Source organism: Salegentibacter sp. Hel_I_6 (assembly GCF_000745315.1).
Classification (GTDB): Bacteria; Bacteroidota; Bacteroidia; order Flavobacteriales; family Flavobacteriaceae; genus Salegentibacter.
Genome location: NZ_JQNQ01000001.1, coordinates 3,483,920 through 3,498,317, shown reverse-complemented (window position 1 = coordinate 3,498,317; position 14,398 = coordinate 3,483,920). Strand labels below are relative to the sequence as shown.

At 35.2% G+C, this 14,398-nt stretch carries 8 protein-coding genes; 1 reads left to right on the top strand and 7 read right to left on the bottom strand.

Translation table 11 applies throughout. The annotated features are described in order from the left end of the window. The first annotated feature begins 148 nt into the window (after window positions 1–148). A complete protein-coding gene (locus FG27_RS15505; protein WP_156101245.1) occupies window positions 149–1,795 on the top strand; it encodes a hypothetical protein in 1,647 nt (548 codons plus the stop codon). 92 nt (window positions 1,796–1,887) lie between these two features. Here FG27_RS15505 and FG27_RS15500 read toward each other — a convergent pair whose 3' ends face one another. The 7 genes from FG27_RS15500 to FG27_RS15470 all read right to left on the bottom strand — a co-directional run bounded on the left by FG27_RS15500 (window position 1,888) and on the right by FG27_RS15470 (window position 14,391). Continuing rightward, on the bottom strand, window positions 1,888–3,303 hold the full coding sequence (locus FG27_RS15500) for a TolC family protein (RefSeq protein ID WP_037320702.1): 1,416 nt from the start codon (window positions 3,301–3,303) through the stop codon (window positions 1,888–1,890). 7 nt (window positions 3,304–3,310) lie between these two features. Then, on the bottom strand, window positions 3,311–3,976 hold the full coding sequence (locus FG27_RS15495; protein ID WP_037320700.1) for an ABC transporter ATP-binding protein: 666 nt from the start codon (window positions 3,974–3,976) through the stop codon (window positions 3,311–3,313). Between the two features lie 62 nt (window positions 3,977–4,038). Beyond that, complete coding sequence (locus FG27_RS15490) at window positions 4,039–4,782, bottom strand: head GIN domain-containing protein (RefSeq protein ID WP_037320697.1); 744 nt, start codon at window positions 4,780–4,782, stop codon at window positions 4,039–4,041. Window positions 4,783–4,814: 32 nt separating this feature from the next. Beyond that, window positions 4,815–7,223 (bottom strand): ABC transporter permease, encoded by a 2,409-nt coding sequence (locus FG27_RS15485; protein ID WP_037320695.1) that lies wholly within the window; start codon window positions 7,221–7,223, stop codon window positions 4,815–4,817. A gap of 10 nt (window positions 7,224–7,233) precedes the next feature. Next, window positions 7,234–9,624, bottom strand: a complete 2,391-nt coding sequence (locus FG27_RS15480; RefSeq protein WP_037320692.1) for an ABC transporter permease — start codon at window positions 9,622–9,624, stop codon at window positions 7,234–7,236. Between the two features lie 10 nt (window positions 9,625–9,634). Further along, on the bottom strand, window positions 9,635–12,019 hold the full coding sequence (locus FG27_RS15475) for an ABC transporter permease (RefSeq protein ID WP_037320687.1): 2,385 nt from the start codon (window positions 12,017–12,019) through the stop codon (window positions 9,635–9,637). A gap of 11 nt (window positions 12,020–12,030) precedes the next feature. Then, window positions 12,031–14,391: an ABC transporter permease gene (locus tag FG27_RS15470; RefSeq protein WP_037320686.1), complete on the bottom strand. Its 2,361-nt coding sequence runs from the start codon at window positions 14,389–14,391 to the stop codon at window positions 12,031–12,033. Window positions 14,392–14,398 lie beyond the last annotated feature (7 nt).

Sequence of the window (14,398 nt, the reverse complement as noted above, 5' to 3'; positions counted from 1 at the left end):
GATATAAATTTCAAAAAAAATCCAGAGTTTAGCTAGAAGAGCTACCTACTCTTTCCCCATTAAAATGAATGAAATATCCTGAGAAATTATAAAACTAATAAATTAGTTTTATATTGTAAATCATCAAAATTATTAACTTCTAAAGTTTATGAAAAAATTATTACTTCTTTTATCAATCCTATTCCTTCTCGTTTCATGTCAACCATATCATCCGTTAAGCAAACACAATTACTATATTCAAAGCAGGCTATACAATGAATCACTCGAGCTTCAAGTGCAATACTTCGGTGACACTCAATTAAAATCATTAAGTGATCTGCCCTTAAAGGAAATCAAACGAAAAATTCAAAACTTAGAAGGCCTAAAGGCTAAAGATCTATTAGCTTACGGTACCACAAATGTAAACCCGGAATACAAGGTCTTCCTATTTATCCAGGAAAACAACAGAAAACTCGATGTTAGCAATGGTAGTAAAGGATCTTTGGTTTTTAGGGATACTTTATCTAATTCGGTGCTATTTAAAAAAATAAACCCGGATAAAACCGCTTATTTATATATCAAGGCGAAAAACAATAATAATAGTTTACACTCCCTCGTCAAAGACGGGGAATCCATCATAAATTCACTTTCAATAGGCGCTGAAGTAAAGGAAGAACTCACTTATAATAAAGTATTCAATGCAGTTAAAGATTCTCCGAATTACCTAAAAGCGAGAAAGAAATTAAATACAGCGCCTGTAGAAAAAACTGAAGCCAATGAGTGGATGCAATTTCAATATCTGGCAACCATAAATTCCTTTTTTTCAAATAACGAAGACTATAAAAATCAAATTGAGGAATTCGAGGCTAATCGTAAAAATCAATTGAAACCAATTCTCGACACCTTATTACAAAATCCAGAGGTCAAAGTGAACAAAGGAGTTCTCGATGAAATATCTGAATTGGCCAAAGAAACGCGAGTGGTAATGCTTAATGAAAATCATTGGTATCCAAAACATCGTGTATTTGCAATAAAACTATTGAAAAAATTAAAAGAGAACGGATATACCCACCTGGCTTTGGAAGCACTATTCCCAAACCAGGATAGAAAAATAAATGAAAGAGGCTTTCCTACTTTAAATGCAGGGTATTATATAAGAGAACCCAATTTTGGCCAGTTAATTCGCAAGGCCAAAGAATTGGGTTTTATATTAGTGGGCTATGAAAATCAAAACCAGGAGATCAATAGAGAGCTAGGACAGGCCCAAAATCTCCAGCATATCTTAGAAGAGGATCCTAATCATAAGATCTTTGTCTATGCCGGGCTGGATCATATTCTTGAAGAAGAAACCAAATCAGGTAAGCGAATGGCCGCATATTTTAAAGAACTAACAGGATTAAATCCTCTTACCATAAACCAGTCTGATGTGATAGGAAACTCCCAAAATGAATTGTCTTTGATACCTACGAGTATGGTAAGCACCTTTGAAAAATTAGATAAGCCGGTTGATTATTTTGTGATCAATAACCTGGAGTCCAATTTTCAGGAAAGTATCGATCAGGAAATGGAAACTCAGGAATTCACAATCGAGCCTAAGCGGTTTGCAGATTTAAATGCTAATGAAATACTCATAAAAATTTTTAAGAAATCTGAATACGATATTTATAAGAATGGTAGTGTTCCTTTACAGGCAACTTTAAAAAAGCAATCGCAAGAACCTATTTTATTTTCATTACCCCCCGGAAACTATACCATTCATTTTAGTTCTGTAGAGAATAATGAGATTCTTGTATTTAATAAAACTTTGGAGCGTTAAAGAATTGAATAGCCTTTGAAGTAGCTTTTCTTTATGGAATAAATCCGTATAAACTAAGTTAGAGATAGCAATAGTTAATCTACCCATTCTTTTTAAATGGAAAAACCCCTATAATAATCCAGGATCTTAGTTCTGAAAATGTATTCATAGCGCGCATTGGCTAGATTTATTTTAGCATTATCCAGGTTGTTTTTACTGATGATATAATCAACAATATTAGAAACCCCACTGTTAAATCTAATTTCATTTACCCTAAAAGATTCTGTGTAAGCAGCTACCTGTTCTTTATAAATTTCATAGCGGTTAAATGCAGTTTCCATATCGTTATGAGCTTCACGAATAGCTTGCTCGAATTCATTTCTTGTTCGTTCAAATTCTACTTCTCTTTCTTCAAGGGCTATTTTTTGAAGCCCTACTGTATTTCTTGCCCTAAACCCATTAAAAATAGGAATGCTTACCGCTACTCCCACATTGGAATTTAAATTATTGATCAATTGATCCTGATATGGAATTTCTTCTGCTACGAAATTTGTTTGCTCCTCTAATACCGAAAAATTATTATCACCTACCCGAACAAATTGTCCGGTTTCAACAATAGCCGCTCCGGTTTCATTAAAGAGCCTGGCAAGACTGGAATAATTGGTGTTTAATTGGGCGAAAAAGGAAATTTCAGGGGAATATAAACTTCTGGAAACCTGTACATCTTCTTTTGCAGCTTCAATTCTCAACTCCCCAGCTTTGAAAGTAGCTAGATTTTCCAGAGATTCCTTAAAAACTTCATCTGCGGTAAGGATATATTCTTCTGGTTCTGATGAAAAGTATTCTGGAGCAACTTCAATTTCAGTTTCAATATTCAACAGCCTTTTCAGTTCAAGTTTTGAGGCTTTTAAATTGTTTTCGGTGTCGGCAATAATAGCTTGATCATTAGCCAACTGTCCACGGATATCGGTATAATTCGCCGGGCTACCCTCCCCTTCATCATTTAGTGTTTTCAAACGCTCTACCTGATCCTGAGTTGAAATTCGTCTTGTTTTTGCCAGCTCCAACAGGTCTTTATTATTTAAAACCTGGAAATAAGCGAGCGTAACATTGAGCACCATTTCTTGCCGGGCTTCCTGTACTTCCATTTCAGCCGCTTGCAAATTCAAACGGTCTCGCTGAATCCTGTTTTTAATTTGAAAACCATTAAAAATAGTCGCCCCCAGACCTATTCCTGCATTAGAAAAGCTTAATTCTTCATCTATATAGGTATTGGTAAATGGATCTATACTTCTACCATTATTCAATCCATAACTATAACTGGCATTAAGGTCGGGCAACCTACTATTGCGGGTTTGTTTGAATTGTAATTCCGAAGTTCTTTCCCTTAAAACCGAACTTTTAACATCAAGATTATTTTCCAAAGCAACTTCAATAGCTTCGCCCAGGTTTAATTGTAATTCTGAATCCTGAGCGTATCCTGAAATAGCAAAAACAAGAAATAGTAGGCAAGTAAATTTTTGAAACATACTGATTTTATTTTTTTGAAATACTTCCGTCTAGAAGTTTGATAGTCCTCGTTCCATAAGCCGCATTGCTTTCTGAATGTGTGGCTTGGATTATGGTAACTCCTTCCTTATTTAATTCCTTAAAAAGTTGCATAATCTCATCACTCTGATTGGAATTTAGATTGCCAGTAGGTTCATCAGCAAGGATTAGTTTGGGTTTAATTATCAGCGCCCTGGCAATCCCAACCAATTGTTGCTGCCCCCCACTAAGTTGGTGCGGAAACAAATCTTTCTTACCAACAATATTGAATCGGTCTAACATATCGGCTACCAATGCCTTTCGTTCAGAACTTTTTACTTTTTTATATAACAATGGGGTTTCAATATTTTCATACACCGTTAGATCATCCAGGAGATGATAAGCCTGAAAAATAAACCCTATATTTTCATTGAAAATAGCAGTTCTTTTTTTCGGTTTTAAATCGTGAATTGCTTCGTCTTCAAAAAAATATTCGCCCTCATCAAAAGAATCCAGCATAGCAATTACATTGAGCAGTGTGGACTTTCCAGAACCCGATGGCCCCATAATGGAAAGAAATTCACCCTTTTCAATATTCAGGCTTAAATCGTTGAGCAGGAAAATTCTTCTTCCGCCGGTTTTTACCCATTTATAAATGTGGTTGAGTTGTATCATTGTTTATTCTTATTATTTATTTCTTATTTTTTTGGTGTATATCGCTGAAGTCAAACATGTTTTTATTCAGATCTGTTGATTTTTAAGCCTCCTAAAACCAGTCCCTTCTTTATCTCAGGATTTCCCTTGTATTCCAAAGAAGCTTCTCCATAAGCTGTGATTTTTATTTCTTCAGTAGCATTAATCAAGAAATCAGATTCCCCATAAGCAGTTATCTTGGTAGTTTGGGTTTTAGCTTCAAGTGCATTCACCTTACTAGCTCCATAAGCTCTGATACTCTGTTCCTTAATTTCACCAGCTTTAATATTTAAAATACTTTCGCCATATATCGAAGTTCGAAGACTTTTAATATCTACTTCATTTAAAGTGACATTTGATTCCCCATAAATCTTCAATCGAAATTTATTCTCTTCCAAGGGACTTTCACATACTATATTTTCTTCGCCCCTTAGTGACAATTCCTTCAAGGTTTTATAGGATATTACTGCAGTAACAACTGTACCTTTATAAATTGGCTTTTTCATTTCCCGTCCATTTTCAGTAATCTTTTCTTTCTTTGTAAATTCCTTAGCGTCGTCCAGGTAAACCCGAAGTGTTTTGTTCTTCACTTCAATATTCAGTTTTTCTTCGCTCTCAGTATTTTTCTCAATGGTTACTGACTCTTCGTTGCCTTCAACGAAACTTACCTGAATATGAGGGCTAATTATTACTTTATCGAATTCATCTACTGGTGTTTTTTCCTGAGCAATTAATGAATTACAAATGGACAATAATGGTAGTGTCAAATAGAAGCAGATATTTTGCATAATTTGGTTTTAGTCGTGGTTTATTTAAGTGTTTATTCTGTTCTTAAACTTTTAATAGGATTGGCTGATGCAGCCTTAAAACTTTTAAATCCGATGGTGATGAGCGCAATAAGTGTAGTAAGTAATCCCGCGAGCAGAAAAAACCACCATTCTATTTGAATTCTATAAGCAAAATCCTGGAGCCATTTTTCCATTAGAAAATAGCCAAGTGGAAATGCTATGATAAAAGAGATGAAAATCAGCTTGATAAAATCTTTGGAAAGCAAACTTATTATCTCTGGAACACTTGAGCCTAAAACTTTTCTGATTCCAATTTCCCTCACCCTTCTTTCTGCAGCAAATGTTACCAGGCCGAATAATCCCATACAGGCTACAAATATGGTGAGCCCGGTAAAAATGCTGAGAATGCTTCCCATCTTTTGCTCCCTGAGATAGGTTTTATTGAAAGATTCATCTAAAAAAGTATAACTGAATGGTTCTTTAAGACTGAATTTTTGCCATTCGCTTTCAATATAACTTAACAGTGAAGCGACATCGGCGGTGTTGGTTCTTACAATTAAGCCGCCATAAGGATTATTCATCAAAATTAAAGGTTCGATCTCCCGGTGTAAGGATTTAAAATGAAAGTCTTTTACCACGCCTATTATGGTTAATTCACGGCCACCTTCATCTGTATCCCTGATAAAGGTTTTCCCAATGGGATTTTGATGAAAACCTAAGGAATTTGCAGCGGTTTCATTTATGATGACTTTATCCTCTTCAGCACCAAATTCTTTTGAGAAATTTCTACCGGCTACCAGCTCCAAACCTAAAGTGGGAATATAAGCTTCATCTACATTATAGATAAACATTCTTCTATGGTACTCATTATCAAGTAAAATACCAGACATATTGATATCGGTAACACCGGCTGGTAGGAATGAGGAATTGCTTACCGATTTCACCCTAGGATCTCCTAAAATCTGGTTTTTAAAAGCATCGCATTGCTCGCCCAATAGCTGCGCACCCCTTAGAACCAGAATATGATCCTTATTGTAACCTAGATCTTTATTCTGAATAAAAGCCATTTGCTGGTAAACCACAATGGTAGCAAGAATAAGTCCTGCGGAAATAATAAATTGAAATACCACAAGCCCGTTTCTTAAATTGCTTTTTCCGGAAGCTGAAAACCTGCTTTTTAAGACCTGAATCGGTTTAAAGGAGGAAAGAAAAAAGGCTGGATATCCACCGGCTAGAAAGGCAACTAAAACAATCAGTACCAAGGTTGATAACACAATAGAATATTGAAGTAAATCAACAACCTGTAAAGATTTGCCGGCCAGATCATTAAAGGTGGGTAGAAAAAATACCACTAATAATATGGCAAGGATGGCCGCAATTAAAGTAGCTAGAAAGGATTCGGTTAAAAATTGTTTTATAAGTTGTTTTTGCCCGGAACCTAATACCTTTCTAATTCCGACTTCTTTAGCCCTTTTTGAAGCTGCAGCTGTAGCTAAATTCATAAAATTTATACAGGCAATGAATAACATAAAGATGGCCACCGCTCCAAAAATATATAAGTATTTAATATCCATTCCGGGCTTTAAATGTCCACTACTTACAAAATCGGGGTTTAAGTGAATATCGGTAAGCGGTTGCAAAAATAATCCTACCCTATTATTATCTTTAAATTCTGAATAGGAAACGCCAACCGCTTCCCGAATTTGGGGGCCCATATATTTATCCAGAATTCCCGGTAATTTTGCTTCCAGGTCTTTATATTGAGCTCCGTCTTTTAAAAGCAGGTAGGTATGAAAATCAGAATTCACCCAGGAAGTACTGTTCGCATATTCATATCCCTTCATAGAAGCGAACATTCCAAATTCAAAATGGGAATTCTCGGGAATTTCCTCAATAACTGCGGTAACCGTATATTGTTTATCCCACTCGTTAGAATTTAAGCGCTTACCAATAGGGTTTTCAGTCCCAAAATAGCGTTTTGCCTGCTTTTTCGTTAAAATAATCGAATTAGGATCTTCTAAAGGATTCGTGTTATTTCCGTCTATTATTTTAAAATCAAAAACTTCAAGAAATTCAGGATCTATATAAGCGAAATCAAAGTCCCTGTAAATCTTATTATTATAGGAAAGCGACGGGTCGTTCATTTGTTTAAGACGGGCTGCGGTCAACACTTCCGGAAAATCCTTTTCTAAAGTCGGTCCTACTGGAGGCATAACCACTGCCTCACTAATTTCTTCACCTCCAATTTCAGCCTTAAAAACCACCCGAACTATATCGTCGGCTTTTTCGTTGTACCCATCATAACTTACCTCATCCAGAATAAAAAGAAGAATAAGCAGGCAGGAAGCCAAGCCAAGACTAAGACCAATGATATTAATACCATATACGCCCTTATTCTTTAGAATATTTCTTTTCGCGGATTTTATATAGTTTTTGATCATAATTCTTGGATTATTCGGTTCTAAGATTATTAGCAGGATTCTTCATTGCTGCTTTCACAACTCGTATTCCGACTGTCCCTAAAGCGATGAAAAAAACTACTCCTATGCTTTCAACAAGAACTAAAAGGCTTATTTCAGTACGATAAGCAAAATTAGTAAGCCACTGTTCTAAAAAATACCAGGTAAGTGGTACTGAAATAATACTTGCCAGTAAGATGAGCTTTATAGAATCTTTGGAGAAAATAGCTACAATTTGACCAACGGAAGCTCCCAATACTTTTCGAATGCTGATCTCTTTTGTCTTTTTCTGAATAGTAAAAGTGATAAGACCGAATAAACCCAGGCAAGAAAGAAGGATGATCAAAAGACTGAAAATTTTTAGAATGCTACTTAACATAGTTTCTTTTCTAAATTCATTTTTAAGGTCATCGGATATCCAAGAGAAATCAAATCGATTTTCCGGATAAAAAGTATTGTAAGCTTTCTCTACTTTAGGAATTATTTTTTGAGGATCTTCTGTATCAATTATAATAAGCATATTCCCGAAATCAGGATTTCTCACGGAACGAATTATTGTGGGAGATACTCGATTTCTAAGGGATTGGTTATGGAAATCCTTTATAATACCCACAGGTATCCCTTTAATCGTTTCATAAGGTCGATTTAGTTCTCCAATTTTAAGTCGCTTAGCCGTATATTCCGTAATTAAAACCGGATTTTGATCTTGATTTAATTCTTCCTCTTTGGATGTTTCAGGACCTAATTGTTGTTCAGCAGAGTAATCTTTTCTGAATGTTCTGCCTTTAACCAATTGAAGCTCAAGAGTAGATTGAAAATCCTGATCACCATCTATATAAAATGTTTCTAATTGTTCTCCGGGAAATTCAGGATCTTCCACATTCTGCGAAAATGTACCCCCTGCACTAGATGGAATCCATTGACCAATAGTGGCTCTTTCTATACCCGGTATCTTTAAAATTTCCTTTTTAAATGCACTGCCCTTCTCTCCCCAATTGGTAAATGAAATACGGAGGAGATTTTCTTTATCGAACCCTAAATCTTTCTGACCTAAAAACCGAAGTTGTTCCTGAACCACCATCGTACCTATAATAATTCCTACTGTAATTACAAATTGAGTGACGATAAGTGTTTTTCGAAAAGTTTCTGACTCTATGGGCGCCTTAAAGAAACTACTGGTTACCACAGTACTTCCTGGTCTGGAAATTACCCACGCTGGATATAGCCCGGTAATTAGGCTCACTAAAATAATTAAGCTTACAGCTGTAAAGACAAGCTTTAGGTTGCTAATAAAAGTTAATGGCAACAAATTCCCAGTGAAATTCTCCAGAGGGGTCAACGAGAAAAAATAGATGCTTAGCCCAAGTAAAAAACTAATTCCGAAAAAAAGAAAAGATTCCGTTAGAAACTGTAAAATAAGTCCTTTCCTACTTGCTCCAAGTATTTTACGAAGTCCGGTAGTCTTTATTTTTTCGATGGTTCGTGCCGTACTTAAGTTGATAAAATTAATACAGGCAATCAACAATAAGAGAATTGCTATACCGGTTAGAATATTTATATTATTCTGGTTCCCTTTTACTTTCTGATAAATTTCTTCTGACCCTAAGTAGATTTCACCAATTGGCTGAAGTGAAAAATTTATTTCTCTATTATCTTCCACATTCTCCCTGTACCATTGATTGATTTTTTGAGAAAATAACGCGGGTGACACCTCAGCTTTTAAAAGCAGGTACTGCGTTCCGTAAGGCATAAAACCATTTGAAGAAAAAGTGTTGGCATTAGATTTTTTAACTACTAGCGCCTCAGCCCTTAAATGGCTATTTACAGGTAAATCTTCAATTATGCCGGTAATAATAAATTTTTCATTCTCACCAAAATTCGAGACATTCTCTATAATTTCACCTACCGGATTTGTTGCTGGAAAGTATAAATTTTTAATTTTCTCAGAAATAACCAAATTCGGATATCCCTCTTGAAAAATTTCAGGATCGCCGCTAGTAATTTGAAAATCCAGTATATTCCAAATTTTCGGATTTACTTCAAGAGTTGACACTTCAATTTTATTCTGGTTAAATAAAAAAGTATTGTTGATACTCTCTACTGAAGAATAACTTTCAACCTGATCGAAATTCGCTGCCAAACTTGGGCCTAGTGGTAAAGGTATTGAGGCTTTTTTTGAACCAGTTGCCGGCTCTTCCTGATTTATCCTAACAATTCGTTCCCCTTTACTCCAATTTTTATCATAACTAAGTTCATTGATTACTACCGTAGCCACTAATAATGACGCAGCAATTCCTACACTTAAGCCACCGATATTTATTGAAGAATATAGGAGGTTGGACTTTATACTTCGCCACGCGTTTTTAAAATAGTTCTTGATCATTTTTTAGGAATTACTCGGTTTTTAAACTTTTTACAGGGTTTGCAGTTGCAGCATTTATGGTTTGAATACTTACCGTGATTAATGCTATTAGTAATACCAAAACTGCAGAACCTGCATAAATCCACCAATCGTTGCTAGTTTGATAGGCAAAATCGTTAAGCCACTGCTTCATAAACCACCAGCTTAAAGGAATAGATATAAGAGTTGCAATAAATACGAGAAGTAGAAAGTCTTTACTAATTAAAGCTGTAATAGATTTTATATTGGCTCCTAATACTTTTCTTATTCCTATTTCCCTATTACGTTGCTGAATAATAAAAGCTGTTAAAGCAAATAATCCCATTATGGAAATAAGAATTGCTATTCCACCAAAAAATGTAATAATTTTTTGAAGCCTGTAATAAGAGCTATATAGTTGCTGAAAATTTGCATCTATAAAGGAATATCTAATAGGAAAGTTAGGTTCTATAGATTTCCATTCCTTTTCAATTGCCGTCAATGAAGCCTTTACATTTTTTGATTGTAATTTCACCAGTATTGCACCTCCAGATTGAAACATACAAGCTTTATTTTCTATCGTGTAAACTGCAGGTTTAATAGCCAGTTCAAAGCCGTGAACATTAATGTTTTTAACTACACCAACAATCTCTACCTCGCCTTCATCACATCCTCCAAAAGAAATTAGCTCTCCAATAGGATTAGCAACATTCAATTTTTTAGCTGCAGTTTCATTTATAATAGCGCTACGGGTATTTTGGTCGGCATAACTTTCATTAAAATACCTTCCACTTACTAGAGGAACTTGAAGGGTTTCAAAATAATCTGTACTTACTTTTACAGACCCCATACGTATTTGTTCTCCTTTATAATTAAAATAGGTTGTAGAGGAATCGGCCATTTTGTCGCCAGGAACTGTGGTTGTTTTTGCTACTTTTGAAACACCTGAAATAGCCAATAATGAATTACGAGTTTGGGCAAAGCCTTGTTCTCGAGTATCCTGCATTGCTTCTATCCGTAACACTTGATCATCTTTAAAACCCTTATCTGCATTCTGCATAAAATCAAGTTGTTTATTGACTACAAAAATGGCTGCAATAAAAAATGCCGTTACTACAAACTGAAAAGTCAGCAATGCGTTCCGAAGTCCCAAACCTTTTTTTCCTCCAGAAAAATCACCTTTTAAAACCTTTACCGGATTTAATCGGGATAAATAAAGTGAGGGATAGATTCCTGAAAGCATTGTGATTACGAATAGGCAAATTCCTAATTGCAATAAAAGTTCTCCATAATTTTGTTCCCAGAAATTAAGATTTAGTTTTAGTGATATATTGATATATGGCAGACTAATAATAACAATCACTAAAGCAAATAATAAACTTATAAGGCATTGCAATGCTGTTTCGCTCATAAAATGAAAAATCAATTTTCTTTTGCCAGATCCCAGTGTTTTTCGAATCCCTACTTCTTTTGCCCGACTTATAGATTTTGCAACGGTAAGATTGCTAAAGTTAATTGCTCCTGTAATCAATAATAAAACTGCAAGAATGAATAAAATGGAAACCGTTTTAATACTGCTATTTCCGTGTTTTGAGAAATTTTGAATATTTGGAACAGCATCAGTAAAAAGAATAGTTCTATTACCATTGTTGGACGCTTCATTGAGCTGCTCATCAACCTTAATTCTTTCCTCATAAAAAATTCGATTAATATCTTCTTCAAGCTCAACTTCAGCAATTGGGTTTTTTAATTTTATATAGGTTTCATAAGAATGATTATTCCAGAAAAAATTTTGTGCTTCATAAGGATCTCTCATTACTAAATGAACGCTCCGGTGCGAAGGTGTATCTGGTATTTTAAAAACTCCAGAAACCACTGCTTCCATTGCATCAAAAACTCTAATAGTTTTTCCCATAGGTTCATTATTCCCGAAAAGAGTTTTTGCAAGTTCTTCACTAACTATTACTGAATTAGGAGCATCAAGTGCTGTAGCCCTGTCCCCACAAACAAGCTGGTATGGGAAAACTTGAAGAAATAGGGAATCGGCAGAGGTGAATCCTTTTTCGTAGATACTTTTCTCACCAGTACTAATTAGAACTTCAAAATCTCCAGTTCCTTGTAAAGATGTTGCTGCTTCAATATTAGGATGTTTTTCAGCTAAAAAAGAAGCAAGTGGTGCTGGTGTGGCTTCCATGACTTCGTCTTGCATGCGTGAAGAGACTTTATAAACTTTTTCAAGTTCTGGATCCCATGTATCATAACTCAATTCATAATTCAAAGCCAACAAAACAATAATAAAACTTGCCATTCCAGCGGCCAAGCCTAAGATATTTATAGAAGTATAGGTCTTGCTTTTCCCTAAACTTCTCCAGGCGATTTTAAAATAGTTTTTGATCATTTTTGTAGGATTTACTCTGTTCTTAAACTTTTTACTGGATCTGCAGTTGCAGCTTTAATGGCCTGGAAGCTTACGGTTAGTAAGGCAATTATTATGGCGCTTCCTCCCGCAAATACAAATATCCACGCTGAAATAGTTATTCTGTAAGCATAATCTTGTAGCCAGGTATGCATAATAAACCAAGCTAGTGGTATCGCAAAAAGAAGTGCAATAATTACTAATATTAAAAAATCTTTAGACAGTAATTTGACGATATTTAGAACACTAGAGCCTAAAACCTTACGTACACCTATTTCTTTTCTTCTTTGCTCAGCCATATAAGCAGAAAGTCCAAAAAGCCCCATGCACGAGATAATTATCGCTATTAAAGCAAAAATCTGAGATAAATTTCCTACTAGCTGTTCACTTTTAAATTTGGCATTAAAAGCATCATCAACAAACCTGTACTCGAAAGGAAAACCAGGATTCTGTGTTTTAAGAACTTCTTCCACGTTTTCTAAAACTTGGGTTGTTGATATACCTGGTTTTGGTTTTACATACATATAATCCGCACCTTCAGCTTGATGATAGAACATCACAGGATCGCTACTTCCATACATATCATCATATAAATAATCTTCAACTATTCCAGTAATAGTAAATTCTTCTTCCTGCCATTGTATTTTATTACCTATTGGGTTTTCAGTAATCATTAGTTTGGCGAAAGTTTCAGATATTAAAACATTACTACTATCAGCTGCCTGGGAATTACCAAACCCCCTTCCTTCTTTTAATTTCATTCCGGTAGCTTTTAAAAATTCAGGGGTAATAGTTCTAAAAGAGATCAGGATATCTTTATCATTAGGTCGTCCAGGCCAACTTACACTTGAAGTATTATTTCCGCCAGATAAAATTTGAGAATTCATAAGACCAGCGCTTTCAACCGTACCAGAAGACTTTAATTCTTGTACAATCGATTCAAAATTTTTGATTATTTCACCACCAGCAGCCGGAATTTCTATCAAATTTTCTTTTTGTAAACCTATATTTCGGTTTTTCACATAGTGAACTTGCTCATAAACTACGATAGTACTCACTATTAAGATTACAGAAATCGCAAACTGTCCCACAACCAGACATTTACGTATTAGGGAAGCACTTCCCGCTTTTTTGCGAGTCCCTTTCAAAACATCAATTGGCTTGAAGCTAGAAAGATAGAAAGCCGGATACAAACCCGCCAGTATCCCACAGGCAAGTGATATGCATAGCAATGAAAGAATATGTGAAGGAAGAATGAGGTTTAAACTTAGATTCTTATCTACCAGAGAATTAAATTCTGGAAGTATTATGATAATCGCTACGATACTTAAAATTCCCGCTAGTACTGCGTTCAAAATAGCCTCGGTAGTAAATTGAAAAATTAACTGTTTTCTTCCTGAGCCAAGGGCTTTGCGCATACCCACTTCGCCAGCACGTTTTTCACTCCTGGCGGTTGCCAAATTCATGAAGTTGACACAGGCTATGATTAAAATGATTAGTGCAATAAAGCTAAACAAGCGTACATACTCAATTCGTCCGCCAGCTATTTTACCGTCTTTAAAATAGCCCCGCAGGTGCCAGTCTTTCGCGGAGAACAAAATTGCTTCAGTTTCTTTGTCACCAGTTTTAGCTGGAAGAACAGCCCTTACTTTTTTATCTACCTTTTCAACATCTGCTGTTGGATCTAATTTTACAAAAGTGTCCGTGAAATTGCTTCCATAATCCTGGGTCCATTCTTTACCATCGGTAAAATTTCTAAAAGGAACTAACCATGAAAATGAATAAGTAGTATTTTCAGGGAGATCTTCAATAATTCCAGTTATTGTATAATTAGTTTTTTGATCAACCTGTATTGTTTTACCCAGAACTTTTTCGTTACTCCCAAAAAGTATAGTTGCAAGCATTTGTGTTAGTACAATTCCATTTTTATTTTTAAAGGCTTCATTTGGATTGCCCGCAATAAAATTAAGATCGAATATTTCTAGGAGATCTTCATCGGTATAAGCTCCTTTACTTTTTATGGCTTTATCCTCTACGCTAAAAAGAAAGTTTTCATCGCGAAGTCGGGCAGCTTTTTTTATTTCCGGAATTTCCTCTTTTAGAACTGAAGCTAAGGGTCCCGGGGTTGCCATAAAAAAAGTACGCCACGCTCCATCATATTTCTGATTGGTAGGAACATTAAAGACTAAATTTTTATCTTTAATTCCCTCATCGAAATTTACCTCATCTTCTACCCAAAGCAAAATAAGACTTGCACAAGTTATTCCTATAGCTAATCCAAAAATATTTAGGGCACTATAGCCTTTATTTCTATAGATATTCCGCCATGCGATTTTAAAATAGTTCTTGATCATTTTAAAG